The organism is Methylobacterium aquaticum (genome assembly GCF_016804325.1).
Lineage (GTDB): Bacteria > Pseudomonadota > Alphaproteobacteria > Rhizobiales > Beijerinckiaceae > Methylobacterium > Methylobacterium aquaticum_C.
Map to the genome: position 1 here is coordinate 1,717,318 of NZ_CP043627.1, position 26,249 is coordinate 1,743,566.

The 26,249-nt window shown below is 70.7% G+C and carries 16 protein-coding genes and 7 pseudogenes; 14 read left to right on the forward strand and 9 right to left on the reverse strand.

Features of this window, described 5'->3' with window-relative positions; all coding sequences use genetic code 11:
• Positions 1-37: 37 nt before the first annotated feature.
• A pseudogene (locus F1D61_RS07640) lies at positions 38-1,281 on the reverse strand (NAD(P)/FAD-dependent oxidoreductase).
• A gap of 300 nt (positions 1,282-1,581) precedes the next feature.
• Positions 1,582-1,932, reverse strand: a complete 351-nt coding sequence (locus F1D61_RS07645) for a DUF1127 domain-containing protein (protein ID WP_246775769.1) — start codon at positions 1,930-1,932, stop codon at positions 1,582-1,584.
• Positions 1,933-2,069: 137 nt separating this feature from the next.
• Here F1D61_RS07645 and F1D61_RS07650 point away from each other — a divergent pair, with 137 nt between their 5' ends.
• Positions 2,070-2,942: a LysR substrate-binding domain-containing protein gene (locus F1D61_RS07650; protein ID WP_203157328.1), complete on the forward strand. Its 873-nt coding sequence runs from the start codon at positions 2,070-2,072 to the stop codon at positions 2,940-2,942.
• 16 nt (positions 2,943-2,958) lie between these two features.
• On the opposite strand, the gene F1D61_RS07655 is transcribed toward F1D61_RS07650, so the two are convergent.
• The 3 genes and pseudogenes from F1D61_RS07655 to F1D61_RS07665 form a co-directional block, all read right to left on the reverse strand.
• Positions 2,959-3,153 (reverse strand): Flp family type IVb pilin, encoded by a 195-nt coding sequence (locus F1D61_RS07655; RefSeq protein WP_246775770.1) that lies wholly within the window; start codon positions 3,151-3,153, stop codon positions 2,959-2,961.
• A 173-nt stretch (positions 3,154-3,326) separates the two neighbouring features.
• A complete protein-coding gene (locus F1D61_RS07660) occupies positions 3,327-3,587 on the reverse strand; it encodes a DUF3072 domain-containing protein (protein WP_203157331.1) in 261 nt (86 codons plus the stop codon).
• Positions 3,588-3,760: 173 nt separating this feature from the next.
• A pseudogene (locus tag F1D61_RS07665) lies at positions 3,761-4,647 on the reverse strand (branched-chain amino acid aminotransferase).
• A gap of 282 nt (positions 4,648-4,929) precedes the next feature.
• On the opposite strand from F1D61_RS07665, the pseudogene F1D61_RS07670 reads away from it, so the two are divergent.
• The 4 genes and pseudogenes from F1D61_RS07670 to F1D61_RS07685 all read left to right on the forward strand — a co-directional run.
• A pseudogene (locus F1D61_RS07670) lies at positions 4,930-5,508 on the forward strand (MarR family winged helix-turn-helix transcriptional regulator); the annotation flags it as partial.
• Positions 5,509-5,566: 58 nt separating this feature from the next.
• Positions 5,567-6,299: pseudogene (locus tag F1D61_RS07675) on the forward strand (response regulator).
• Positions 6,300-6,303: 4 nt separating this feature from the next.
• Positions 6,304-7,673, forward strand: a pseudogene (locus F1D61_RS07680) (ATP-binding protein).
• 107 nt (positions 7,674-7,780) lie between these two features.
• Positions 7,781-8,989 (forward strand): glycosyltransferase family 87 protein, encoded by a 1,209-nt coding sequence (locus F1D61_RS07685; protein WP_203157332.1) that lies wholly within the window; start codon positions 7,781-7,783, stop codon positions 8,987-8,989.
• A gap of 57 nt (positions 8,990-9,046) precedes the next feature.
• On the opposite strand, the gene polA is transcribed toward F1D61_RS07685, so the two are convergent.
• Positions 9,047-12,106 (reverse strand): DNA polymerase I, encoded by a 3,060-nt coding sequence (gene polA, locus F1D61_RS07690; RefSeq protein ID WP_203157333.1) that lies wholly within the window; start codon positions 12,104-12,106, stop codon positions 9,047-9,049.
• 295 nt (positions 12,107-12,401) lie between these two features.
• Here polA and F1D61_RS07695 point away from each other — a divergent pair, with 295 nt between their 5' ends.
• Positions 12,402-12,887, forward strand: a complete 486-nt coding sequence (locus F1D61_RS07695) for a hypothetical protein (protein ID WP_203157334.1) — start codon at positions 12,402-12,404, stop codon at positions 12,885-12,887.
• Positions 12,884-13,549, forward strand: coding sequence for a ribonuclease T2 family protein (locus F1D61_RS07700; RefSeq protein ID WP_203157335.1), 666 nt, complete (start codon positions 12,884-12,886; stop codon positions 13,547-13,549). The genes F1D61_RS07695 and F1D61_RS07700 overlap by 4 nt, the downstream gene beginning before the upstream one ends.
• Before the next feature lie 281 nt (positions 13,550-13,830).
• Here F1D61_RS07700 and F1D61_RS07705 read toward each other — a convergent pair whose 3' ends face one another.
• A complete protein-coding gene (locus F1D61_RS07705; RefSeq protein ID WP_203157336.1) occupies positions 13,831-15,024 on the reverse strand; it encodes a DSD1 family PLP-dependent enzyme in 1,194 nt (397 codons plus the stop codon).
• A gap of 50 nt (positions 15,025-15,074) precedes the next feature.
• On the reverse strand, positions 15,075-17,483 hold the full coding sequence (locus F1D61_RS07710) for an EAL domain-containing protein (protein WP_203157337.1): 2,409 nt from the start codon (positions 17,481-17,483) through the stop codon (positions 15,075-15,077).
• 355 nt (positions 17,484-17,838) lie between these two features.
• Between F1D61_RS07710 and F1D61_RS07715 the strand changes: the two are divergent.
• The 7 genes and pseudogenes from F1D61_RS07715 to F1D61_RS07745 all read left to right on the forward strand — a co-directional run bounded on the left by F1D61_RS07715 (position 17,839) and on the right by F1D61_RS07745 (position 24,792).
• Positions 17,839-19,061, forward strand: a pseudogene (locus F1D61_RS07715) (ABC transporter substrate-binding protein).
• Positions 19,062-19,067: 6 nt separating this feature from the next.
• Entirely contained in the window at positions 19,068-20,297 is a 1,230-nt protein-coding gene (locus F1D61_RS07720; protein ID WP_203157339.1) for a cytochrome P450, read from the forward strand.
• A gap of 606 nt (positions 20,298-20,903) precedes the next feature.
• Entirely contained in the window at positions 20,904-21,824 is a 921-nt protein-coding gene (locus F1D61_RS07725; RefSeq protein ID WP_203157341.1) for an aldo/keto reductase, read from the forward strand.
• Positions 21,814-22,530 carry an NADPH-dependent F420 reductase gene (locus tag F1D61_RS07730; RefSeq protein WP_203157343.1) on the forward strand — a complete coding sequence of 239 codons (717 nt, stop codon included), beginning with the start codon at positions 21,814-21,816 and terminating at the stop codon, positions 22,528-22,530. The genes F1D61_RS07725 and F1D61_RS07730 overlap by 11 nt, the downstream gene beginning before the upstream one ends.
• Positions 22,527-23,864 (forward strand): NTP/NDP exchange transporter, encoded by a 1,338-nt coding sequence (locus tag F1D61_RS07735; RefSeq protein ID WP_203157345.1) that lies wholly within the window; start codon positions 22,527-22,529, stop codon positions 23,862-23,864. The genes F1D61_RS07730 and F1D61_RS07735 overlap by 4 nt, the downstream gene beginning before the upstream one ends.
• Positions 23,857-24,509 (forward strand): annotated as a pseudogene (locus F1D61_RS07740) (class II aldolase/adducin family protein). Before F1D61_RS07735 ends, F1D61_RS07740 begins: the two are co-directional and overlap by 8 nt.
• A gap of 49 nt (positions 24,510-24,558) precedes the next feature.
• Positions 24,559-24,792, forward strand: coding sequence for a DUF4926 domain-containing protein (locus tag F1D61_RS07745; protein ID WP_203157347.1), 234 nt, complete (start codon positions 24,559-24,561; stop codon positions 24,790-24,792).
• Positions 24,793-24,994: 202 nt separating this feature from the next.
• Here the strand turns inward: F1D61_RS07745 and F1D61_RS07750 are convergent, their stop codons facing one another.
• Positions 24,995-25,978, reverse strand: a complete 984-nt coding sequence (locus F1D61_RS07750) for an MBL fold metallo-hydrolase (RefSeq protein ID WP_203157349.1) — start codon at positions 25,976-25,978, stop codon at positions 24,995-24,997.
• Positions 25,979-26,249 lie beyond the last annotated feature (271 nt).

The window sequence follows — 26,249 nt, forward strand, 5'->3', positions numbered from 1 at the left end:
CGAGGGGGGAGCGATCACGGGGCGGACGAACCCCGCCTCACGCGGCCGCGGCGGTTCCGATCGCCGCCCGCAAGTCGAAGGAGGGGTCGCCCGCCTGGTCGGGCGCCAGCGCGGCGCGCGCGGCGAGCAGCCGCCGGGCGATCATGTGGTCGGCCGGCCGGTTAACCGATTCGACCCCGACGAGGTGCCCCTCCCGGTAGCAGAAGACCGAGAACGGCCCGTTCGCCGGGTCGCCGCGCGTCACGGTCCGGTCGTGCGGCCGGGCAAGGCCGGCGATCTGCAGCTTCCAGCGGCCCTGGTCGCTCCAGAACCAGGGCAGGGCGGCGTAGGGGGCCGCCCGGCCGGTGAGCCGGGCCGCGACGCAGCGGGCCTGGTCGACGGCGTTCTGCACCGACTCGATCCGCGTCGGTGCGTCCCCCGCGAAGGCGCTCGGGAACTCGGCGCAGTCGCCGATCGCCGAGATGGAGGGGTCGGACGTGAGGAGGGCGTGGTCGACGAGGATGCCGTCGGCGACCGACAGGCCCGCCGCGACCGCGAGGTCGACGTTCGGCACGACGCCGATGCCGACGAGGACCAGATCGGCCGGGACGACACGACCGTCCGCGGTCACGACCGCGGCGACACGACCGTCCGTCCCCGCGATGCGCCCGACGCCGGCGCCGAAGGCGAACCGGATCCCGGCGGCCTCGTGCGCGGCCCGGAAGAAGGCCGAAACCGGCTCGGAGACCGCCCGGGACATCACCCGCCCGGCGGCCTCGACGACCGTGACGGCGATCGCCCGCGCCGCGGCGACGGCCGCGAATTCGAGGCCGATGAAGCCCGCGCCCACGATGACGACGCGCTCGACGCCGGCAAGGCGGCGCCGGATGTCGTCGGCATCCGCCAGGGTGCGGAGCTGGAGGACACCGGCAAGATCGGCCCCCGGCACCGGCAGGGTGCGGTTGCGGGCCCCCGTCGCCAGAATGAGATGGTCGTAGGGCAGTCGCTCGCCCGATGCGAGCGCGACCTGCCTGACGGCCCGGTCCAGCGCGACGGCACGGGTGCCGAGACGGAGCGCGATGCGGTGGTCGGCGTAGTAGCCGGGGGGCGCAGCGCCAGGGTCTCGCCCGTCGCCTTGCCGGTCAGATAGGCCTTGGAGAGCGGCGGGCGCTGGTAGGGTGCGACGGCCTCGTCCCCGACGACCGTCAGCGTTCCGCCGAAGCCCGCCTCGCGCAACGAGGCGGCGGCCTGGAAGCCGGCCTGGCCGGCCCCGACGATGACGACGTCGTTCCCACCGCTCATGGCCGAGCCTCGGGCATCGTTTCCTCCTCGGTGGGCGATCGTTCGCTCTCGAGTCGAAAGCTCGCACGTTCCTGTTGCCTTGGCAACTTATAAGTTGCCAAGGCAACCATATGCCTGCGTCGGACCCCTGCACCTCCCGCGGTCACCGCGGCAGCGGACATCAGGGTTGCGGAAGGGCAGGCGCCGTCCCCGGCCGAGAGACCGGCAGATCCCGAACGGCCGCGATCCCCTCTTCCGTCAGGAAGGGGGATCGCCTGCTCTCACCGGCACAGGGCCTGGATCAGAGATCGCACGGAGCGATCACGGCCCCCGCCCCTCCACCGCCCGCCCGTCCCGGGCGGCCAGCCGCACGGTCACGGCCGGCGGCGGGGGCTGGCGTCGCGCGCGGCGTCGATGCACCAGGGGCAGGGTCGGGTCCTGCATGAACGGCAGGTCGAGGGCGCCCATCACGTCGTTGCGGGTCAGCCCGATGTCTTTCAGACCGCGGTCGTCGAGCTCGGCCAGGCGGTAGGCGGCGCGGCGGTTGATCCACAGGGTGACGATCCGGGCCACGATCTGCACGGCCTTGCGGCCGAAGCCGAGGGCGAACGTGAGGGCACCGTAGAGGGGGGCGTAGCTGATCGTCATCGTGGTCTCCCGCGAAAAGAGCATGCGGCGAACCTCGTTTGCGCCGGCCTCGCTCGTTCCGCTGCGTCACTCATAGCCGCGCTTGGCCGATGCGTTGAGCGAATGATTGAGATGTGTCACATCACAGGAATTGATGTGGGTATCGACGACGGAGCGGCCCGGTGCATCCCCTCGACATCGACCAGCTCCGGACCCTGGTGGCGATCGCCGAGAGCGGCTCGTTCACCCGGGCGGCGGACCACGTCCACAAGACCCAGTCCGCCGTCTCGATGCAGATGAAGCGGCTCGAGGAGCGGATCGGGCGCGAGATCTTCGCCAAGGCCGGCCGCGGCGTGCGGCTGACCGACGACGGCGAGCGCCTGCTCGATTATGCCAGGCGCATCGTGCGGCTGCAGAGCGAGTGCCTGGCGACCTTCGACGAGGGCGACCTCGCCGGGCGGGTGCGGCTGGGCCTGCCGGACGACTACGTCGACCGCTACCTGCCGGAAATCCTCGGGCGCTTCGCCCGGACCCATCCCCGGGCCGAGGTCACGGTGATCTGCGAACCCACCGACATGCTGGCCGAGCGGATCGCCGACGGCGACATCGACCTCGCCATCGTCACCGAGGCGAGAGGACGGCGGACCGTCGAGACGATCCGCACCGAGGCCCTGCTCTGGGTCACGTCGAGCCGCCACGCGGTCCATACAGAGCAGCCGGTGCCCCTCGCCCTGGGGCGGCCGGCCTGCAACTGGCGCCGGGTCGCCATCGAGGCGCTGGAGCGCGGCGGGCGCCAGAGCCGGATCCTGTTCGTCAGCTGGAATTCCACCGCGGTCGGCGCCGCGGTCCTGGCGGGGCTCGCCGTCTCGGTCCTGCCCGAGAGCGCGGTGCGCCCCGGGATGCGGGTGCTCGGGCCGCAGGACGGCTTTTCGGCCCTGCCGGCCTGCCGCATCGGGCTCCTGCGCCACCGCGCGGAGGAGCCCAACCCCCTGGCCGACATCCTGGCCGGGCAGATCCGGCAATGCCTCGACAATCTCGGGCTTGCGGCGGAATGACGATCCGGAACCGGCCTCAGCGCAGGGCCGCGACGAACCGGTTGCTGAGGTTGCCGAACAGGCCGCCGGCCGAATCGCCGTAGACCGCGAGCGCCGACGTCAGGGCGAGGAAGATCAGGCCCGCGATCAATGCGTACTCGATCGCCGTCGCGCCGGATTGGTCACGCCGGAAGCACCGCGGCGCCCCCGTCCCCCGTGATCTGCCACGCACGTCGTCCACTCCCGGTCCGTCGCGCCCGACATTAGGGCGCATCCCCTCACCGAGGGTTAATCCGACGGGATAATCCGATCGGGGCGGTGCCCTGCCCTTGCGGCAGGCGCCGTTCCGCGTTCCGGCAGGGGGCGCGCGCCGAACCCTGTTCCAGGCGCGCGCCGAGGCCTCGTTCAGTCCTTGCCGGTCTCCTTGCGCAGGGCGTCGATGCGCTGCGAGGCCTCGGCCTTGTCGAGGTCGGGGTCGAAGGCGTCGTCGTCCTTCGCCTGCTCGGCCAGGGTCTTGAGGTAGGAGGCCTGCGCGCCGGTCATCGGCTCGGAGCCGGTGGTCCAGTCCTTCGGGTCCTTGATGCGGTTCGAGGTGTCCTTCGGGTCCTGCTTCGGATTCTCGGTCTCTCGGGCGTCGGCCTTCTTGGTGGCGGTCTTGGCGGTCATGAGAGCCTCATGTTCTCCGAATGTTCCGCCCAGATAACGGCGACGCCCCGGCCCGCGTTCCCGGTCCGACCACGGCCGCGGCGCCTTGTCCCCGGAAATTACGGACCCGGACGCGCGAAGGCCCCGGGCGGTCTCCCGCCCGGGGCCTTCGGTTCACGCGCTGGTCGCGAGGCTCAGGCCGCCTTGGCCCGCGGCTGCACCTCGGCGGTGTAGTCGTCCATCAGGGTCTGGGTCATCGCCGCCGGGGTGAAGCGGTACTGGGCGATCTCCGAGACCGGGTGACCTCGGCGGCCGAGCCGGTGATGAAGCACTCGGAGAAGCCCGCCATCTCCTCGGGGCGGATGCGCCGCTCGACCACTTCGTAGCCGCGGCGCTTCGCCAGATCGATCACGGTCTGGCGGGTGATGCCGTTGAGGAAGCGGTCGGCCATCGGCGTGTGGATCACCCCGTCCTGGATGAAGAACACGTTGGCGCCGGTGCACTCGGCGACGTTGTCCTCCCAGTCGAGCATCAGGGCGTCGGCATAGCCCTTGTTCTCGGCCCGGTGCTTGGAGATCGTGCAGATCATGTAGAGGCCGGCCGCCTTCGAGGCCGACGGCGCGGTGCGCGGATCGGGCCGGCGGTAATCGGCGAGGTCGAGGCGGATGCCCTTCATCTTGGTCGCCGGGTCGAAGTAGCTCGGCCACTCCCACGCCGCGATGGCGAGATGGATGGTGTTGTGCTGCGCCGAGACGCCCATCATCTCCGAGCCGCGCCAGGCGACCGGGCGCAGGTAGGCGTCCTGGAGGCCGCTCTCCTTCAGCACCAGCTTCTTGGCGGCGTCGATCTCGGCCACCGTGTACGGGACCTCGAAGTCGAGGAGCTCGGCCGAGCGGCGCAGGCGCTGCGAATGCTCGGTGCACTTGAAGATCTGGCCGCCATAGGCGCGCTCGCCCTCGAACACGCTGGAGCCGTAGTGCAGGCCGTGGCTGAGTACGTGAATCTTCGCGTCCGCCCACGGCACCATGCGGCCGTCGAACCAGATGTGGCCTTCACGCTGGTCGAAGGGAATGACGGACATGACGATGATCCTCGTATGCGTTCGTTTCCGCCAGGCTGGTTCTCGCGCAACGTTCGTGCTCGAGCGGGGCGCGGGGCGTACGTTCGTTTCGCCGGCGGGGTTGACGGGTATCAATGGGGCTGAGATATGTCAACAAGACTGACATAAATGACGAGGGCCCTTCGGAGGCCGCAAATTCCGTCGAAGTGTCCCGCAACAGAGGTGCGACCCGTGACCCAGGCCGCCCGGACCCGTCCGGCCCCCATCCCGGAGGTCGCCAACGAGGCCATCGCCCTCGAGGACCTGCCGGAGGCAGGCTACTCCCCCGCGCGAGAGGCGCAAGACTTCGGGGCACAAGACTCCGGGGCGCGAGGATCGGCTCCGCGAGACCCCGCCCCGCAAGAGCCCGCCTCCCAAGAGTCCGTCCCGTCCGACGACGGGCAGCCGCATTACGACCTGATCGAGCTCCTGTTCTTCGCCTATCGCGACTTCGTCGCCGATCCGGACCGCATCCTGGCCGAGTACGGCTTCGGCCGGGCCCACCACCGGGTGCTGCACTTCGTCGACCGCCATCCCGGCCTCACCATCGCCGAACTCCTGGATATCCTGCGGATCACCAAGCAGAGCCTGAACCGGGTGCTGAAGGAATTGATCGAGCAGGGCTACATCGCGCAGCGGACGGGCACGAGCGACCGCCGCCACCGCCTCCTCACCTGCACGCCGGAAGGCCGGCGGCTCGCCCAGCGCCTCGCCGGGGTCCAGGGCCGGCGGGTCCGCCGGGCGCTCGCCGAGATGGGCCCCGCCTTGCGCGAGCCGGCGGGCCGGTTCCTGCTCGCCATGATCGAGCCGGAGGAGCGCGCGGCGGTAAGCCGGCTCATCGCCGGGGGCGACCCGCCGGCCGAGATTCCGGCCGGCACGTCCACCGGTACGGGGCGCGCCCGTGAGCGCCGGCCCCGTCCTCAGCCCCCGGGCGGAACTGCCCGACCACGCCCCCACACATCCTGGTGGTCGACGACGACCGCCGCCTGCGCGACCTGCTCGCCCGCTTCCTCGGCGAGAACGGCTACCGGGTCACGGCGGCGGCCAGCGCCGCCGAGGCGCGGGCGCGGGGCCGCAGCCTCGTCTTCGACGCGGTGGTGCTCGACGTGATGATGCCGGGCGAGACCGGGTTCGACTACGCCCGCCAGATCCGCCTGACCTCGAGCGTGCCGATCCTGATGCTCACCGCCCGCTCGAACCCGAACGACCGGGTCACCGGGCTCGAGATCGGCGCCGACGACTACCTCCCCAAGCCCTTCGAGCCGCGGGAGCTGATCCTGCGCCTCAACAACATCCTGCGCCGCAGCGCCCGCGGGCCCGCCGACGGCACGGCCGCCCCCCTCGACGCGGTGCGCTTCGGGCCGTTCCAGTTCCGCATCGAGCGCGGCGAGCTCACCCGCGACGACGAGGCGATCCGCCTGTCCGAGCGCGAGCGCGAGATCCTGACCATCCTGGCGCTGGCCCGTGGCGGCAACGTCGAGCGCGAGGCGCTGACCGGCACCAACGGCGCCGCCAACGAGCGCACCGTCGACGTGCAGATGAACCGCCTGCGCCGGCGCATCGAGGACGACCCGGCCAATCCGCGCTACGTGCAGACCGTGCGCGGCGTCGGCTACCGGCTGGTCCTGGACTAGCGTCATGGCGAGCCCCACCCTCGCCGGGACGATGCCGACGACCCGGCGGGCCTGGCGCCGGCTCGGCCGCGTGATCGGCGACCGGCTGCCGAAGGGGCTCTACGCCCGCTCGCTCATCATCATCATCGCCCCGATGGTGCTGCTGCAATCGGTGATCGCCTACACCTTCATGGAGCGGCACTGGCAGCTCGTGACCCGGCGCCTGTCGGCGGCCGTCACCGCCGACGTGGCGGCCTTGATCGACATCTACGAGAGCTATCCGCAGGACAAGGGCTCCGAGACCCTGGAGCGGATCGCCAGCGAGCGCCTGAACCTCGACGTCGACATCCTGGCGGGCGCCAAGCTCCCCGCCCCCGGGCCCCGGCCGTTCTTCTCGCTCCTCGACGAGGCCCTGTCCGACGAGATCCACCGCCAGATTGCCCGGCCGTTCTGGATCGACACGGTCGGGCGCTCCAGCCTGATCGAGATCCGGGTCGAGATCCCCGGCGGGGTGATGCGGGTGATCGCGCGGCGCAGCCAGGCCTACGCCTCGAACTCGCACATCTTCCTGCTCTGGATGGGCGGCTCCTCGATGGTGCTGCTCGGCGTCGCGATCCTGTTCCTGCGCAACCAGATCCGGCCGATCCTGCGGCTCGCCGACGTGGCGGAGAGCTTCGGCAAGGGCCGCGAGCTGGATTTCCGCCCCCGCGGCGCCCGCGAGGTGCGCAAGGCCGGCCACGCCTTCATCGAGATGAAGCGGCGCATCGAGCGGGCGATGGAGCAGCGCACCACGATGCTCAACGGGGTGAGCCACGACCTGCGCACCATCATCACGCGGTTCCGGCTCTCCCTGGTGCTCCTGCCCCAGACCCCCGAGATCGACGACCTGCAACGCGACGTCGACGAGATGAGCCGGATGCTCGAGGCCTACCTCGCCTTTGCCAAGGGCGATTCCGGCGAGCCGGCCGCGGCCATCGACCTGCACGCCCTGCTCGAGGACGTGCGCACCGACGTGGAGCGGCTGGGCGGCCACGTCTCCGAGGTGACGCTGGAGGGCCGGCCGACCGTGACGGTCCGGCCCGACGCCTTCCGGCGCTGCCTGTTCAACCTCGCCTCGAACGCCGCCCGCTACGGCGACACGATCGCGATCACCGCCCGCCAGGAGGCGCGCTGGCTCGCCGTCTCGATCGACGACGACGGACCGGGCATCCCCCTGAGCAGCGCGAGGAGGTGTTCAAGCCCTTCGTGCGCCTCGACGACGCCCGCCAGGATGCCGGGGGATCGGGGCTGGGCCTCGCCATCGCCCTCGACATCGCCCGGGCGCATGGCGGCGACGTGGCCCTGCACGATTCGCCGCTCGGCGGCCTGCGGGCGACGGTAAGGGTGCCGGCGTGACGGGACGGTGCGGCGAAATCCGCCGTTAAGGCCGGCCTCCTTACCCTCGCGGCCGCGGGCCCGGGATGGGCTGCGGCCGGCCGGACCCCGACGAGAGAGATCACGCGATGCCCCCGAGTCCCGGACCCCGGCGGCCGACCCCGCCGAGCACGTGGCTGATCCCCCTGGGGATCCTGATCACGCTGCCGGTCCTCGTGTTCTACTACCGGCCCGCCGGGGGCGGGCTCGACGTCACCGGACACCCGATCGGGCGCGACTTCATCAATGCCTGGGCCGGGCCGCGCCTCGCTTTCTCGGGGCAGCTCGACACCCTGTTCGACCTCAAGGCCTATCACGCGGCGATCGGCACCCTGTTCGGCTCGCCCCTGCCGTTCCACAACTGGAGCTATCCGCCCTTCACGCTGCTGCTGCTCGGGCCCCTTGGGCAGCTGCCCTATTTCGTGGCGCTCGCGGTCTGGACGATCGGCCTGTTCGCCGCCTTCGCCGGCGTGACGCTGTCCTGCGTCCCGCGCGGGCAGCGCCGGCACGCCCTGCTGATGCTCGCGCTGGCACCGGCCTGCCTGATCAACGCCGTCGGCGGCCAGAACGGCTTTCTCACCGGCACCCTGCTGCTGGGCGGCCTCCTCGCCCTGGACCGCCGGCCGGTGCTCGCCGGAATCCTGTTCGGCCTTCTCACCTACAAGCCGCAGCTCGGCCTCGTGCTGCCGCCGGTCCTGATCGCGCTGGGCGCCTGGCGGACCATCGCGGCGGCCTGCACCACCACCCTGGCGCTGGTCGGCGCCTCGATCCTGGCCTTCGGGTCGGATCCCTGGCGGCACAATCTCGGCGAGACGAGCGCCTACCTGTACGGCCTCCTGGACGCCTTCGACGGATTCTACCAGTTCATGATGGCATCGGTCTTCGCGGGCGCGCGGACCTTCGGGCTGTCGATGGGCGCGGCCTGGGGCTTGCAGCTCCTCGTCGCTATCCCGGTCCTCGCGGCGACGGCCTGGGCCGTGCGCCGCACCCGCGACCGGGTGCAGCGCGCGGGCCTCGTCGCGACGGCCGTCCCGCTCCTGACCCCCTACGCCTTCAACTACGACCTGACCCTCGTGGCCGCCGTGCTGGTGTGGCGGATCTCGGCCGCCGAGCCCGGCTCCCGCCCGGACTGGGTCACGGTCCTGGCCTGGCTCAGCCCGACCCTGATGATACCGGTGCAGATGATGAATTTCGGCGGCATGCCGGTGGTGCTGGTCGCGCTGTTCGGGATCCTGGTGTGGGAGGTCGCGCAGCCGCGGCTCGAACCGGCCCGAGAGCCGGCTCCCGCCCTGCCGTGAGCGGCCAGGCGCCGCCCGAGGCAGGGCGGCGCCTTCCTCCGGGCGGAAGACTGCGCCTCAATGCGCCTCCTGCCAGTTCAGGGCCGCCTTGGCCTCGACGGCGAGCGGCACCCTCAGGGTGACCGCCGGATGGGGCGCCTCCTCCATCACCCGGGCGATGATCGGCAGCGCCCGCTCGACTTCCTCGTCGGGCGACTCGAAGACCAGTTCGTCGTGGACCTGGAGCAGCATCCGGGTCGAGAGGCCGGCCTCGGACAAAGCCCCCTCCATCCGCGCCATCGCCCGACGGATGATGTCGGCCGCCGTGCCCTGGATCGGCGCGTTGATCGCCTGGCGCTCGACCGAGGCGCGCTCCTGCGGGTTGTTGGAGCGGATCTGCGGATAGTGGCAGACCCGGCCGAACAACGTCGTCACGTAGCCCTTGTCGCGGCAGATCTTCTTGGTGTCGTCGATATAGGCCCGGATGCCGGGGAAGCGCTCGAAATACTGCTTGATGAAGGCCGAGGCCTCGCCCTGCGGGATGCCGAGCCGGTCGGCGAGGCCGAAGGCCGAGATGCCGTAGATGATGCCGAAATTGATGGTCTTCGCCCGGCGGCGCAGGTCCGGGGTCATCTGGTCGAGGGGCACGCCGAACATCGCCGAGGCGGTCGCCGAGTGGATGTCGATCCCCTCCTCGAAGGCCTGGCGCAGCTGCGGGATGTCGGCGATGTGGGCGAGCAGCCGCAATTCGATCTGGCTGTAATCGGCCGAGATCAGCTTGTGCCCGGCATCGGCCACGAAGGCCTGGCGGATGCGCCGGCCCTCCTCCGTGCGGATCGGGATGTTCTGCAGGTTCGGGTCCGAGGAGGACAGCCGCCCGGTCGTGGTGGCGGCGAGCGCGAAGGAGGTGTGGACCCGGTCGGTCGCCCGGTCGGCATGCTCCTGCAGGCTGTCGGTATAGGTCGATTTCAGCTTCGAGAGCTGGCGCCAGTCGAGGATTTTCCTGGGGAGTTCATGGCCCTGGCCGGCCAGTTCCTCCAGGAGCGTCGCGGGCGTCGCCCACTGGCCGGACGGGGTCTTCTTGGCGCCGGGCAGGCCCATCTTGCCGAACAGGATGTCGCCGATCTGCTTCGGGGAGGAGACGGAGAACTTTTCCCCCGCCATCTCCTGGATCTCGTCCTCGAGCCGCGCCAGCGACTGGGCGAAATCGCCCGAGAGCCGGCTCAGCATCTGGCGGTCGACCTTGATGCCCTGGCGCTCCATCCGCGCCAGCACCGGCACGAGCGGCCGCTCCAGGGTCTCGTAGACGGAGGCGCGGCGCTCGGCGGCGAGCCGCGGCTTCATCAGCCGCCACAGCCGCAACGTCACGTCGGCGTCCTCGGCCGCGTAGGCGGTGGCCTTGTCGAGGGCGACCTTGTCGAAGGTGATCTTCTGGCGCCCGGTCCCGGCGACGTCCGCGAAGGTGATCGGCTGGTGACCGAGATGGCGGCGCGCCAGCTCGTCCATGCCGTGCGAGCCCTTGCCGGCATCGAGCACGTAGGAGATCAGCATCGTGTCGTCGAAGGGCCGGACCTCGATGCCGTGGCGGGCGAGCACCAGCCAGTCGTACTTGACGTTCTGGCCGACCTTGAGCACCGCCGGATTCTCGAGCAGCCGCTTCAGGCGCGTCTGCACGGCCTCCCAGGGCAATTGCCCCGGCAGCAGGCCGCCGCCGAACAGGTCCTCGCCGCCGCGATGGCTGAGCGGGATGTAGCAGGCCCGGCCCGGCGCGGTGGCGAGCGACACGCCGACGAGGTCGGCCTTGTTGGCGTCGAGCGCGGTCGTCTCGGTATCGACCGCGACGACGCCCGCCTCGACCGCGTCGGCGATCCAGGCCTCCAGGCTCTCGACCGTGGTGACGGTCTCGTAGGCACTCGTGTCGAAGGGCTTGACCGCTTCCGCGGCGCGGGCCGCCACGAGGGTCGTCGGCGTCGCCTCGGTCGGCGCCTTGGGCTTGGGCGGCCCATCCGGCAGGGCGAGATCGGCGAAGGGATCGACCTCCGCCTTCTCGGCGGGCGCGCCGTCGGGCGTATCGCCGAAGAACGGGGTGACGTCGCTGCCGCCCTTCTCGTTCGAGAAGCCGGACTCGGCGCCCTCCGGCAGCAGGGAGGGATCGGGCCGCACGGCCTCGGGGTCGACATGCAGCATCTGGGCGATGCGGCGCGTCAGGGTGTTGAACTCCATCGCCTTGAGGAAGCCGACGAGGCGCTCCGGGTCCGGCTTCGGCAGGGCGAGGGCGTCGAGGGGCACCGGCACCGGCACCTGCTCGTCGAGGGCGACGAGGCGGCGCGACAGACGCGCCTGGTCGATATGGGACAGCAGGGTCTCGCGGCGCTTGGGCTGCTTGATCGTGGCGGCCTTCTCCAGGAGCGCCTCCAGGCTGCCGAACTCCTTGATGAGCGCCGCGGCGGTCTTGAGGCCGATGCCCGGCACGCCCGGCACGTTGTCGGAAGTGTCGCCGATCAGCGCCAGGGCGTCGCCGATCTGCTCCGGATTCAGGCCCTCCCAGCGCTCGATGATCGCGGCGCGGTCGAGGTTGCGCTCGGGCCGGTAGCCCGGCTTGCCCTTCTGGCCCGATTCGAAATCGTAGAACCGCACCAGCTCGCCGACGAGCTGCATCAGGTCCTTGTCGGACGAGACGATGATGACGCCGGCGCCCCGTGCCTCGGCCTGGCGGGAATAGGTCGCGATCAGGTCGTCGGCCTCGTAGCGCTGCAACTCGATCGGATGCAGGCCGAAGGCGCGGACCGCGTCGCGCATCAGCGGCATCTGGCGCTTGAGGTCGTCCGGCGCGTCGGGCCGGTGGCCCTTGTAGTCCGGGAAGATTTCTTTCCGGAACGAGCCCTCGGACTTGTCGAACACGATGGCGAGATGGGTCGGCATCACGCCGGCCGCGCCCTCCTGCACGAACTGGGCGAGCTTGGCGCAGAACAGCCGCACCGCCCCGGTCGGCAGGCCGTCGGAGGGCCGGAAATTGTAGCGCTCGGGCTGGTTGATCGACTGGAAATAGGCCCGGAAGATGAACGACGAGCCGTCGACCAGGAGCACCTGATCGCCGGGGCCGACGGGCTTCGTCTCGGGGGCGGTCTCGGTGCTCATGCGGGCTGACATCTTTTCGGCGGGCTGACGAGACCCGTCTTAGTGCGTCGCGTAGGCGAGGCAAACCGCGGCCGAGGCGCGCTCCCCGGGAATGGCTGCGCCTCCGGCACGGATGCAGGGGCTTCGGGTGTGCCCCCGGCACACCAGGAACCCGCGAAAGCGCCGTCGACCTAGCCCGGAAGCTTGACTTGGCGCGGGCGGAAGCCTGGTGTCAGGGGAGAGAGCAACCGTCATTCGCCCGGGGATGGGGTGCCGCCTTCGCGGGCCGGCGCCGCCCGGGCCCAGGGACCGGCCCATGCGCAAGACCCCCCTTCGCAAGACACCCCTCCTCGCCGCCCTCCTGCTGGGGCTCACCGCCGCCGGCCTGTCGCACGCGGAAGCCCGCTCGGCCCGCCAGGAGATCGCCCCGGCCGAGGAGCGCGAATTCCCGTTCGACGCCCAGATTCCCGGCTGCCAGGATGCCGGCGTGCTGGAGAAGATCACCTACCAGTTCGCCGAGAAGGAGGCGAAGTTCTGGAACTCGACGCTGACGATCGCGACCTATGACAGCATCGAGCGCACCGCCTGGCGGCCCTGGGGCCTCGACTTCATTCCCCGTCGTTTCTGCACCGCGGTGGCGACCACCTCGGACGGGATCCGCCGGCGGGTCGATTACTCGGTGCGCGAGAGCCTCGGCATGATCGGCATGACCTACGGCGTCGAGTTCTGCGTCCACGGCCTCGACCGCAACCTCGCCTATGCCTACGCCTCGGCCTCGTCCTGCCGCGAGGCCCGTCCGTGAAGACCCGGCTCGCCTCCCTCCTCGCGCTCGCGACCGTCGCGGGGGCGTTTGCCGCCGGTCCCGCCGCCGCGCAGGGGCGCGGGGGCGAGCCGGGTTCGTTCGACTTCTACGTCCTGGCCCTGTCCTGGTCGCCGACCTATTGCGCGCTGACCGGCGAGCGCCGGAACGACCGGCAATGCGAGACGGGGCGCAACCCGGGCTTCGTGGTCCACGGCCTGTGGCCGCAATACGACCGCGGCTTCCCGAGCGAGTGCGGCGCCTTTCCCCGCAGCCCGAGCCGCCCGGCGATGCAGGAGGCCGAGGGCGTCTTCCCGAGCGAGGGGCTGGCCCGGCACGAATGGCGCCAGCACGGCACCTGCTCGGGGCTGGATCCCGCCGCCTATTTCCGTGCGACCGGCAAGGCCCGCGCGGCGGTGACGATTCCCGCCGCCCTGGCGAGCCCGAAGGACGACCTGCGCGCCGCCCCCATCGACATCGCCCGTCAGTTCGTCGCCGCCAATCCGGGCCTGCGCCCGGACATGATGTCGGTCACCTGCAGGGCGGGCCGGCTCGAGGAGGTGCGGATCTGCTTCACCAAGGACCTGCGCGGCTTCACCGCCTGCCCCGAGGTGGCGCGCCAGAACTGCCGCGCCGGGGAGATGATTGTGGGCGCGGGGCGGTAGCGCGCGTCACCCTGTCGGGGCCTGTTTGACTGATCGACAGGCTCCATCCCACCCGCGCCCTCATCCTGAGGTGCCGCGCAGCGGCCTCGAAGGAGGGCTCCAGAGAGCGCTGAGACTTCTGGAGCCCTCCTTCGAGGCTCAGCGATCTTCGATCGCCGGCACCTCAGGATGAGGGCGCGGGTGGGATGCAAAAGTCCCTTGCGATGCAGGCCTCGCAACTCAAACAGGGTCTCGGCTCACTCCGGCATCCTCCATCGTCATTCGCGGGACGCCGGCCCGGATCAAAACACCTTGCCGCGCGCCGTGACCGGCCAGAGGCATTCGACGCGGCCGTGACGGACCCCGACATACCAGTCGTGGAGGTTGCAGGTCGGGTCGCAATGCCCCGGGATCAGGTGGACCTGCGCGCCGAGGGTGAGTTGCGCCTCGGGATCGGCCAGGGTGCAATGCTCGTCGGAAAGGCCGGTCGCCGCGATGCCGGAGAGGCCGTGGACGAGGGGCAGGCCCGAATCCGCCGCCACCGCCTTGAGGCCGGCATCGCAGACGGCGCGGCCACGTCCCGGCACGCTGATGACCGTCGCCAGGACGAAGAGCGCGTGCTCGAAGGCGTCCGGCGTGGTCTCCCGCACCCGGGCGTAATCGGCGTCCATGAAGGCGTAGCTGCCGGCCTGGATCTCGGTATAGACCCCCGACGCCCCCTCGATCTCGAAGCTGCCGGTGCCCGCCCCGGTGATCCGGTCGCACGGGAGGCCCGCGGCGCGGATCGCATCGCGGGTCGCCGCCGTCAGCGCGAGGGAGGTCGCCAGCGCGGCGCGCCGCTCGGCGGGATCGACGATGTGCTGGGCACGTCCGTAATAGGATTGCAGCCCGGCGAAACGCAGGCCCGGGCTCGCATCGATCGCGCTGGCCAGGGCCACGCTCCCGGCGATCGATCCGGTCCCGCAGCGCCCCGATCCGCAATCCATCTCCACCAGCACGTCGAGGGTGAGACGGTCGGATCCCGTCTCGGCCCGGCGCGCCGTCACGGCGCGGGAGAAGGCGGCGACCTGGTCGGGATGATCGGCGCAGACGGCGACCGCGCCGCGCTCGGTCAGCCGCACCAGGCGCGCCACCCGGGCCTCGCCGACGACCTGGTTGGAGACCAGCACGTCGGCGAGGCCCGCCCGCATCAGCGCCTCGGCCTCCGAGACCTTCTGGCAGCAGATGCCGACGGCCCCGCCGCGCGCGATCTGGGCCTGCGCCACATCGGCGGATTTGTGCATCTTGGCATGCGCCCGCAGGGCGACCCCGAGCTCGGCCGCGCGGCGGCGCATCCGGTCGAGGTTGCGCTCGAACGCGTCGAGATCGACGATCAGGGCGGGCGTCGCGACCGCCGCGACGGGATCGCCGACCCGGGCCGGGATGTCGTAGCCCGGCTCCCAGGCAGGGGGCGCCGCGACGCCGTCGCGATCCGGGCTCGGCTGTGCTGTGCTCATCGGGAGGCGGACCTGCAGAAAGGCGATGCGACCGCGAGACGGGGAACCGCTCACGCCGGCATGTGATGCCCCTCCGCCCGCGTCCCGTCCAGCGGCACCGGCCGCCCGAACAGGTAGCCCTGCACCTCCGTGCATCCCGCCTGCCGCACGGCTGCGAACTGATCCTCTGTCTCGATGCCCTCGGCGGTGACGGTGGCGCCGAGCTGGGCCGCGATGCCGACCACGGCACGCACGATCGCGGCGGTGTCGGGGTCGGCGATGTCGGCGATGAAGGACCGGTCGATCTTGATCGCGTCGAAGGGGAAGCGGCGCAGGTAGCTCAGGGACGAGTACCCGGTGCCGAAATCGTCGAGCGCGATGCGCACCCCGAGGCGGCGGAGCGCCAGGAGCAGGTCGGCGGCGTCGCCCTCGATCAGCAGGCTCTCGGTGATCTCGATCTCGAGCCGGTCCGCCTCCAGGCCGGACTCGCGCAAGGCGGACTGGACGGCGGCGATCAGCGGTCCGTGCTTCACCTGCGCGGCCGAGACGTTGACGGCAACCCGGGTGCCGTCGGCCCAGGTCGCCGCGTCGCGGCAGGCCCGGTGCAGGATCCAGGTGCCGAGGCGGTCGATCAGGCCGGTCTCCTCGGCGAGCGGGATGAAGGCGGCCGGCGGCACCAGCCCGCGGGTCGGGTGGCGCCAGCGCACCAGGGCCTCGCGGCAGACGACGCGGCGCTCGGCCACCGTGACGATCGGCTGGTAGTGCAGCGCGAATTCGCCCCGCTCCAGGCCGAGGCGCAGATCGAGTTCGAGGCCGTGCTGCTCGGCGACGTCCGAATCCATGCCCGGGTCGTAGAGCCGGAACGTGCTGCGGCCGGCGGCCTTGGCGCTGTAGAGCGCCCGGTCGGCCCGGGCCATCAGGGTGTCGGCGTCGTGGCCGTGGCAGGGGGCGAGCACGACGCCGATGCTGACGCCGACATGCATCGGCCGGCCGGCGACGACGACCGGCGCCTGCATCGCCTCGATCAGGCGGCCCGCGGCCTGCGACGCCGCCAGCGGATCGTCGCCGCAGAGGAGCACCGCGAATTCGTCGCCGCCGAGCCGCGCGATGGTGTCGTCGGGCGCCAGGACCGCCTGCATCCGCCGGGCGACCTCGCACAGGAGCATGTCGCCGGCGGCATGGCCGAGGGTGTCGTTGACCACCTTGAACCGGTCGAGGTCGAGCCACAGGATCGCGCCGGTCCCCTGCCGGAGCAGGGCGTCGAGGCGCTCGCGGAACAGGGTGCGGTTCGGCAGGTCGGTCAGCGCGTCGTGGCGCGCCATGTGGGCGATGCGCCGCTCGGCCTCGCGCCGGGCGGTGATGTCCTCGACCTGGAGCAGGGTCGAGACCGGGTGTTGCGGCAGGTGCAGGGCCACCGCCGAGACCCGCGCCCAGATCGGGCAGCCGTCCCGGCGGGAAAAGCGCATCTCGCGCACCGCCGGCCCGCGATCCTCGGGCGCCTTTGCGGAGACCGCCGCCAGCACGTCGGCCAGCACGCCGGCATCCTCCGGTTCGACGAGGGCGGCGAGCGGCCGGCCGACCGGGTCGGCGCCCTCCCCCAGCGCGGAGCGGAAGGCGCGGTTCGCCTCGACCAGCCGGCCGGCGGCATCGACCACCAGCATCCCGGAGGGCGCGTGCTCGATGATGCCGCGGAAATGGCTGGCGCTGCGCTGGGCCTCTTCCCCGGCGGCCCGGAGCGCCGTCTGCTCGCGCTTGAGCGCGCTGATGTCGAAGTGGAAGCCGGTGCGCGCCCCGCCCTCGCGCACCCGCTCGATCACCCGGATCCAGCGCTCGCCCGGCAGCGGCACCTCGAACGGCGCCCCGGCGAAATGCTGGGATTCGCGCAAGCGCGACAGGAGCTGGGCCGGCGCCGCCTCGCCGGATTCCTGCCAGGCCCGTGCCACCAGGGTCTCCAGGGTCAGGCCCGCGGCCTCGCCCGGGGACAGGCCGTAGAGCTGGCCGAACTGCCAGTTGGCCGAGACGATGCGCCCGTCGGCATTCACCGCCGCGATGCCGTCCGGCGCCCCGTTGCCGGCCTCGGCGGCGGGGGACCGGGGGGACGATCCGGCCTCCCGGGCGATCTGCCGCCACAGCCGCAGGCGGCCGAGGCCCGGGACGGTCTGGGCCGAGACCTGGAGCCAGGAGCCGCGATGCTCGAACTCGAACGGCCGGGTCTGGGCCTGGTGGCGGGCGATTCCGCTCGCGATGTACTCCTCGACGTAGCGGAATTCGTCGGAGGTCAGGCGGTTGCGGTAGAACCGCCGCAGGTTCTCGCGATAATGCTCGCCGACATGGACGAAGCCGTCATGTTCGGGGAAGAAATACAGGAAGGTCTGGTTCCAGGCGAGAGTCCGGTCTTCGGCATCGAACACGCACAGGCCGATATCGAGGCCGTCGAGCAGGTCGGCGAGGAGGCCGAGGCTCGGCTTGGGCTTCGGCATACAGGCGACCTCGATGGCTCTCGTCAGCGTCGACACCGGCCGACACGACCGGACGGATCGGACGCTGCGGCAAGGGACAACCGTAGCCTGCTTCCCGCCGCCGCCCAAGATGCCGCGACCTCGCTCCCACGAATAGATCGATCTCGTCCCGGAGCCTCGGCCGCCCGGCAGGTCGGCGCGGGACGTCCGGGCCCGGCGATCCGTCCCGGGATCGGAATCGCCTCGGCCTCGGACCCGTGTCACGAGCCTCTCGCCGCGAGCCCCTTGCCAGGCCGGCGCGGATCGGCTGTGAAGGAGGAAGTGACGACAGGGCGACCACGCGCGGGAACGACGCGGGCGCCGGGAGGAACAGACGATGACCCGTTTCGCCACCCGCCTGTGCGGGGCCGTGCTGACGCTCGCGGCTTGCGTGGGCCCCTTTGCCGGCCCGGCCGCGGCGCAGATCTCCGACGACGTGGTGCGGATCGGCGTGCTCACCGACCTCTCTGGCCCCTATGCCGATAGCGGCGGGCGCGGCTCGGTGGCGGCGGCCGAGATGGCGGCGAAGGATTTCGGCGGGACGGTGCGGGGCAAGCCGGTCGAGATCGTCTCGGCCGACCACCAGAACAAGCCGGACGTGGCATCCGCAATCGCCCGGCGCTGGTACGACGTCGACAAGGTCGATGCCGTCGTCGACCTGCCGGTGACGGCGATCGCGCTCGCCGTCCAGGCGGTCGCCAAGGAGAAGAACCGCACGGTGATGATCACCGCGGCGGCGACCTCCGACCTCACCGCCAAGACCTGTTCCCCCGTCAGCTCGCACTGGACCGACGACACCCACGCGCTCACCGCCGGGACGGCGCGCGCCGTGTTCGAGCGCGGCGGCAAATCCTGGTACTTCATCACCGTCGATCACGCCTTCGGCCACGCCCTGCAGAAGGAGGCCACCACCGTCGTCGAATCGCTCGGCGGCAAGGTGGTCGGCACCTCGCGCCACCCGATCAACACCGCCGACTATTCCTCCTTCCTGCTCCAGGCCCAGAGCTCGGGCGCGGACGTGGTGGCGTTTGCCAGCGTCGGCGACGACTTCACCAAGGCGATCAAGCAGGCCGACGAGTTCGGCCTGACCGGGGGCGCCAGACGCTGACGGGCTTCCTCGTCTACGTCACCGACATCAAGGGCCTCGGCCTGCCGGTGGCGCGGGGCCTGACCTTCTCCTCGGCCTTCTACTGGGACCAGAACGACGCCGCCCGCAGCTTCGCCAAGCGCTTCCAGGAGCGCACCGGCGCGATGCCGACGAAGAACCAGGCACTGATCTACACGGCGGTCAGCCACTACCTGAAGGCGGTCGACAAGGCCGGCACCGACGAGGCGGTGGCGGCCAACGCCGCCATGCGGAGCCTGCCGGTGGCGTTCTTCGACCACCCCGCATCCTTGCGGGCCGACGGGCGGCTGCTCTACGACCCCGTGCTCTACCGGGCGAAGGAGCCCGCCGCCTCCAAGGGCCCGTGGGACCTCTACGAGGTGCTGCGCACCATCCCGAAGGAGGAGGCGTTCCTGCCGATGAACCAGGCCTGCGCGCCCAACGGGCGCGGGTAGACGAGGATGGGTGACGCAGCCCTCGCCGCGGGCTTCGACCTGCGGCGCCTGCCGGAGGGGTTCATCGCGAACCCCTACCCGGTCTACGCGGCGCTCCGCGCGCACGCCCCGGTCCACGCCTTCGGCAACGGGCAGATCCTGCTCACGCGCTACGCCGACCTGGAGCGCGTCTACAAGGACGCCGCGACCTTCAGCTCGGACAAGACCGTCGAGTTCGGGGCGAAGTTCCGTGGGTCGGAGGCGGGGGCCTCCCCGCTCTACCGCCACCACACGACGAGCCTCGTCTTCAACGATCCGCCGCGCCACACCCGGGTCCGGCGCATCATCGCGGGCGCGCTGACGCCCCGGGCGGTCACCGCGATGGAGGCGGGCATCGTCGCCCTGGTGGACGGCCTCCTCGACCGGGCGCAGGCGCGGGGCAGCATCGACCTGATCGAGGATTTCGCCGCCGCGATCCCCGTCGAGGTGATCGGCAACCTGCTCGGCGTGCCGCGGGAGGAGCGCGGGCCGCTCCGCGACTGGTCGCTGGCGATCCTCGGCGCCCTCGAACCCGTCCTGTCGCCGGAGGTCGAGGAGGCCGGCAACCGCGCGGTGACGGCGTTCCTCGCCTATCTCGACGACCTCGTGGCGGAGCGCCGCCGGCATCCGGGCGACCCGGACAAGGACATCCTCACCCGGCTGATCCAGGGCGAGGTCGGCGGCGAGCGGCTCACGCCCGAGGAATTGCTGCAGAACTGCATCTTCATCCTCAATGCCGGGCACGAGACCACCACCAACCTGATCGGCAACGGGCTGCACCTGCTCGACGAGCGGCGGGACGCGCGGGCGCGGCTCCTCGCCGAGCCGGACCTGATGCGAAAGGCCGTGGAGGAGGTGCTGCGGTTCGAGAGCTCGAACCAGCTCGGCAACCGGGTCGCCGCCACGCCCTTCGCGATCGACGGCCGGGAATTTCCCGCCGGCACCCAGATCACGCTCTGCATCGGCGCCGCCAACCGCGATCCGGCGCAATTCCCCGATCCCGACACCTTCGACGTCGCCCGCGACCCCAACCGCCACCTCGCCTTCGCGAGCGGCATCCACCACTGCGTCGGCATGGCGGTGGCCCGGCTGGAGGGCCGGATCGCCCTGTCGCGCTTCCTCGCCCGCTTCCCGGATTACCGGCTCGACGGGGTGCCGGAGCGCTCGCAACGGGTGCGCTTCCGGGGATTTTTGCGGCTGCCGGCACGGCTGGGGTGAGGATCGCTCCGATGTGCCGGCAGCTTCCCTCCCACCCGAGACCTCATACTGGGAGCCTGGCGAAGCGGATTCATCTAATAAAAATCGAGAGCAACTGGGGGATATGTTACTCATTCACCTCATCCCGAGAGCCTGTTTGAGCATCTTGATTTGACAAGAACTGAGAAAAATCAGGAGATATCCTACTCTCTAACCTCATCCTGAGGTGTTGGCGATCAGAGATCGCACCCGATCGCAGATCGGCTGACCTCGAAGGAGGGCTCCAGAAGCCTCGGCGATCCCTGGAGCCCTCCTTCGAGGCTCACTTCGTTCGCACCTCAGGATGAGGTTAGAGGGTAGGATGATCCCGCCCGCCTCAAGTCTTGGGTAGAAGTCCTGCTCAAACAGGCTCTGAGGTGTCAGTCGATCGGAGATCGACTGACACCTCAGGATGAGGTCGCGATCGGGAGAACAAGGAGCGTCGCGGCATCCTCGCGGATCGCGCCTGCGCCGAGAGGCATTCCCCGCCGCTTTCCCTCAAGCGCTTGTGTGCAGCGTCGGCGTGGGCAGGCCACCCGCCGCGCCCTACTCTCCCGCCGGCGATCGACGAGCCGAAGGGACTTTCGCATGAAGCTCCACCGCCGCGCCGTGCTGGCCGGCTCCGCCGCGGGCACCCTGGCGGCCGGCCTCTTCCCCGGCCGGCTCCTGGCGCAAGAATCCGGCTTGATCCGCCGACCGATCCCGTCCAGCGGCGAGACGGTGCCGGCGATCGGCATCGGCACCTCGCGGCGCTACGACGTGGCGCCGGATTCGGACGCGATCGTGCCGCTGCGCGAGACGGTGGCGCGGTTCGTGGCGCTCGGCGGCACGGTGATCGACACCGCGCCGGATTACGGCCGGGCCGAGGAGGTGCTGGGCCGGATCCTCAGGGAGACGGATCTTCGCGAAAAGGTCTTCCTGTGCAGCAAGGTGGCGGCACGGGGGCGCGAGGCGGGTCAGGCGCAGATCGAGCAGTCGTTCCGGCGGCTGGGCACCGACCGGATCGACCTGATCGCGGTCCACAACCTGATCGACCCGCAGGCGCAGCTGCCGCTCCTGCGCGAACTCAAGGACAGGAAGCGCATCCGCTATCTCGGCGCCACCACCTGGGCCGAGACCCAGTACGGCGACCTCGAAACCCTGATGAAGGCCGAGACGCTCGACGTGGTCCAGGTCAACTACGCGGTCGATGCCAGAAAAGCCGCCGAGCGCATCCTGCCGCTCGCGCGCGAGCGCGGCACCGCCGTGATGGTCAACGTGCCGTTCGGGCGCGAGCGGCTGTTCAACCTGGTGCGGGGCCGAGAATTGCCTGCTTTCGCTGCCGAGTTCGACTGCAAGAGCTGGCCGCAATTCTTTCTCAAATACGTCCTGTCGCACGAGGCGGTGACCTGCCCGGTGCCCGGCACGGCGCAGGTGCGCTACGTCGAGGACAATCTCGGCGCCGCCCGCGGCCGCCTGCCGGACGCCGCCCAACGCCGCAAGATGGAGGAGTTCATCGATGGCCTGTGATCGCCGCACGATTCTGCTCGCCGGGGCGCTCGCCCTGGCCTCGCCGGTCACGCCTGCCTTGGCGCAGGATTCGAAAAAGATCCCGGTCGCGGTGATCGGCGGCGGCAATATCGGCGGGACGATCGGGGGCCTGTGGGTCAAGGCCGGCCACCCCGTGATGTTCGCCTCGCGCCATCCGGAAGACCTGAAGCCGCTGGTCGAGAAGCTCGGGCCGCTGGCCAAGGCCGGCACGGTCGAGCAGGCCCTCGCCTTCGGCGATGCGGTGCTGATCGCGGTGCCGTACAAGGCCTATCCGGAGCTCGGCAAGACCTACGGCGCGGCCCTGAAGGGCAAGGTCGTGCTGGATGCCGGCAACGCCACCAAGGCCCGCGACGGCGACCTCGCGGCCGAGGCCGAGAGCGCCGGCATCGGCGCCACCTCGGCGAAGTATCTGCCCGGCGCGCGGCTGGTGCGGGCCTTCAACGCCGCGAATTACCGGCTCTTCGCCCAGAACGCCCATCGCAGCGGGCCCGCGATGGCGGTGCCGATCGCGGGCGACGACAAGCAGGCCTTGGAGGTCGCCGCGGCCCTGGTGCGCGATGCCGGCTTCGAGCCGGTGGAGGTCGGCGGCCTCGACGCGGCCAAGAAATTCCAGATGGGCAGCGCCGGCTTCGGCCACGATGCGACGGCGCAGGAGGCCCGCAAGGCCTTCGGGATCGCCGAATGACCCCTGATACCGCGCAGGCGGCCCGGGCCGGCCTGACGGTGCCGGCCTGGCTCCGGCGCCTCACCGACGTACGGCCGGAGGAGGTGCCGGCTCTCGGCTGGGCCTGGCTCTACATCTTCGCCCTGCTCTCGTCCTACTACGTGATGCGGCCGATCCGCGACCAGATGGGGCTGGCCGGCGGGCTCGAGAACCTGCCCTGGCTGTTCACCGCGACGCTGGTGGGCATGCTGGTCCTCAACGTGCCGTTCGGCTGGCTGGTGCGCAAGCTGCCGCGCTCCCGCTTCATCCCGATCACCTACCGGTTCTTTGCCGCCAACATCCTGGTCTTCGCGGTGGTGCTCTATCGCAGCGGGCCGGCGGAATCGGTGTGGATCGGCCGGGTGTTCTTTGTCTGGCTGTCGATCTTCAACCTGTTCGTGGTCTCGATCTTCTGGGCGACGATCGTCGACGTGTTCGACACCGAGCAGGGCAAAAGGCTGTTCGGCTTCATCGCGGCCGGCGCGACGCTCGGGGCCATCACCGGCTCGGCCGTCACCGCGGTGCTGGCGCGGGACATGCCCATCCCCTTCCTGCTGCTCGCGGCGGCCGCCCTCCTCGAAGTCGCGGTCATCAGCATGCGGGGCCTGTCGCGGATCTCCGACGCGCTCTCGCGCGAGCCGGGAGAGGCGACGCAGGCCATCGGCGGCAGCCCGTTCGCCGGCATCAGCCGGGTGCTCGCCTCGCCCTACCTGCTCGGCATCTGCCTGTTCCTGCTGCTGTTCTCGATCACCTCGACCTTCCTCTATTTCGAGCAGGCCGGCATCGCGAAGCGAAGCTTCCCGGATCGCGGATCGCAGACGGCGTTCTTCGCCTCGGTCGATCTCGCGGTGAACGTGCTGACGCTCGGCATCCAGCTCTTCCTCACCGGGCGGATCGTCAAGCGGCTCGGCGTCGGGCTCACCCTGGCGATCCTGCCGCTCGTCAGCGCGCTCGGCTTCGGGCTGCTCGCGGTGGCGCCCACCATCGCCAGCGTGGTGGTGTTCGGGGTCCTGCGCCGGGCCGGCAACTTCGCCATCGCCCGGCCGGTGCGCGAGGTGCTGTTCACCGTGCTGCCGCGGGAGGACCGCTACAAGGCTAAGGCCTTCATCGACACGGTGGTCTATCGGCTCGGCGACCAGGTCGGCGCCTGGTCCTACGGCCTCGTCGGGTGGCTCGGCATGAGCGCCGCCGCCCTGTCGGTCCTGGCCGTGCCCTTGTCGGTCGCCTGGCTCTTCAACGGCCTCTGGCTCGGGCGCCGGCAGGAGGTTATGGCTCGCGAGAGGGCAGAAGCACCGGCGGAGGCGAGGAATGGCTGAGACCGAAGCGAGCTTGCGCGCGGGCATCGTCGCGACCTGCCGCAGCATGGCCGACCAGGGCCTGAACCAGGGCACCGCCGGCAACGTCTCGGCGCGGTTCGGCGACGGCCTGCTCATCACCCCCTCGGGCCTGCCCTACGAGGAGATGACGCCCGACGACATCGTGCCGATGACGATGGACGGCCGGGCCGACCATGCCCTCGCGCCCTCCTCCGAGTGGCGCTTCCACCGCGACATCCTGCGGGCCCGCCCCGACGTCTCGGCCATCGTCCACGCCCACCCGACCTACTGCACCGCCTTCGCGATGTGCCGCAAGGACATCCCGGCGGCCCATTACATGATCGCCGCCGCCGGGGGCCCACCGTGCGCTGCGGCGGCTACGCCCTGTTCGGCACCGAGGAACTGTCGCAGCGGGCCCTGGAGGCGCTTCAGGACCGGACCTGCTGCCTCCTCGCCAATCACGGCATGATCGCCACCGGGCCCAATCTCGCCAAGGCCCTGTGGCTCGCCGTCGAATTGGAAACCCTGTGCCGGCAATACGCCGTGGCGCTCCAGGTCGGCCGGCCGCACATCCTGAGCGAGGCCGAGGTGGCGGAGGCGATGGAGCGGTTCAAGTCGTATGGGCCGCGGCCGAAGGCGGGGTGAGGCATTGCCGGGCCTCCATGCTCGGCATATCCTGGTAGACATGAGCCACATGTCCACGACCTTCGTGCTGACGCCCGATATCCCCTCGGCGATCCGGGAACTGGACACGGCACGACTGCTCGTGCCGGTCACGGCGGATGACGGCCGCGAAGTCCCGGCCGGTTCGGTCGGTACGGTGGTCGGGGTGTGGAACCAGGGCGAGGCCTACGAGGTGGAGTTCGTGACACCTTTCGAGGCCTTGGCCACGGTCGCGGCCGGGCAACTCGTCGGCGGGATCATCTAACGACTCTCTCAAGATTCTCCATCGTCATCCCGGGGCCGCGTAGCGGAGCCCGGGATCCATAACCGACGAGGGTCATCAAGAAACAGGATCGCGTTCCGCTTCGTCCTGCAGCGTCAGCGGTTATGGATCCCGGGTTCTCGTCTTCGACGAGCCCCGGGATGACACAGTGCGGCGGAAAGGTCGAAGATAGGCGATCTCTGCCCTACAGCTCCATCTTCATCGCCTGCGGATAGTACCGGAACCCGCCCTGCCCGTTCTCCGCGACGTGGCCGATGCCCGGCCAGGCGAAGTGGTAGGCGAGCACCGGGATGCGGTTCTTGGCCAGCATCGTCAGCATCTTGAGCCGGGTCTGGGCCGATTGCTTCGGGTCGGTGTCGTAGGCGAACTCAGTCAGCGGCTTTTCCATCAGCAGCACCGGGTGGTGCGTCAGGTCGCCGAGGTAGCAGAGGTTCTGCTTGCCCGAGGTGATCATGAACATCGTGTGGCCGATGCTGTGGCCGGGAGCTGCGATCGCCTGGATGCCGGGCAGGAATTCCTGGCCGTCCTTGACGAAGACGAGGCGGTCGCGGATCGGCAGCAGGTTCTTGCGCGCCGTGTCGAGGAAGGCGCTGAACGAGGCCGGCACCTTGGCGGGATCGGTCCAGTAGTCGAAATCGGCCTGCGAGATGTAGTACTGGGCGTTGGGGAAGTGCGGCGTGCCGTCGTCGGCGACGCAGCCGCCGCAATGGTCGACATGGGCGTGGCTCATCACCACGGCGTCGATGTCCTTCGGGTCGATGCCGGCCTGGCGCATCGTGGCGAGCAGCTTGCCGGTGGTCGGCCCGAACAGCTTGAGCGAGCCCATCCCGGTATCGAACAGCACCAGCTTGCTGCCGGTGTTGAGGATCAGGATGTTCTGCTCCAGCACCGCGTTCGTCAGCGGCAGGAAGTTGTTGTTGAGCTGCGCGTCCATCTCGGCCGGGGTGAGGCCGAGGAAGTTGGCATGGGGGTCGCCGAGCGGCAGGGTGCCGTCCGACACCATGGTGGCCTCGGCGTCGCCGAGGGTGAAGCGGTAGAAGTAGGGGCTCTGGCTGCGCAGCGGCGGCGCCTTGGCGCTCGCCGCACCCGGCAGACCGGCCGTCACGGCGGCGGCCGCCGCGCCGAGCATCAGGCCGCGCCGGCTCGGATGATCCAACCGAATCGTCATTGGGGCTCCTCCACATGTGCCGCGGGCGCCCTTATGCGCACTCGAACGGCGGGGCGTCCCCGGGGCGAGCGCGGCCGGAACCTCTGCGGCATCGTCTTTGTCCGTCGGCCCGAAAACGTTGTCAAACCGGCCCTTGGGGCAGGCGCCGCCCGCTTGGGCACGATCCGGAGCGCCCTGCCCGAATTGCGGGCCGCCTGCCCAAACCCCCGGCACCCGCGCCGATCGCGGCCGGCCCCGAATTGACAGCGTTTCGAGGCGCTTCCTACACCGC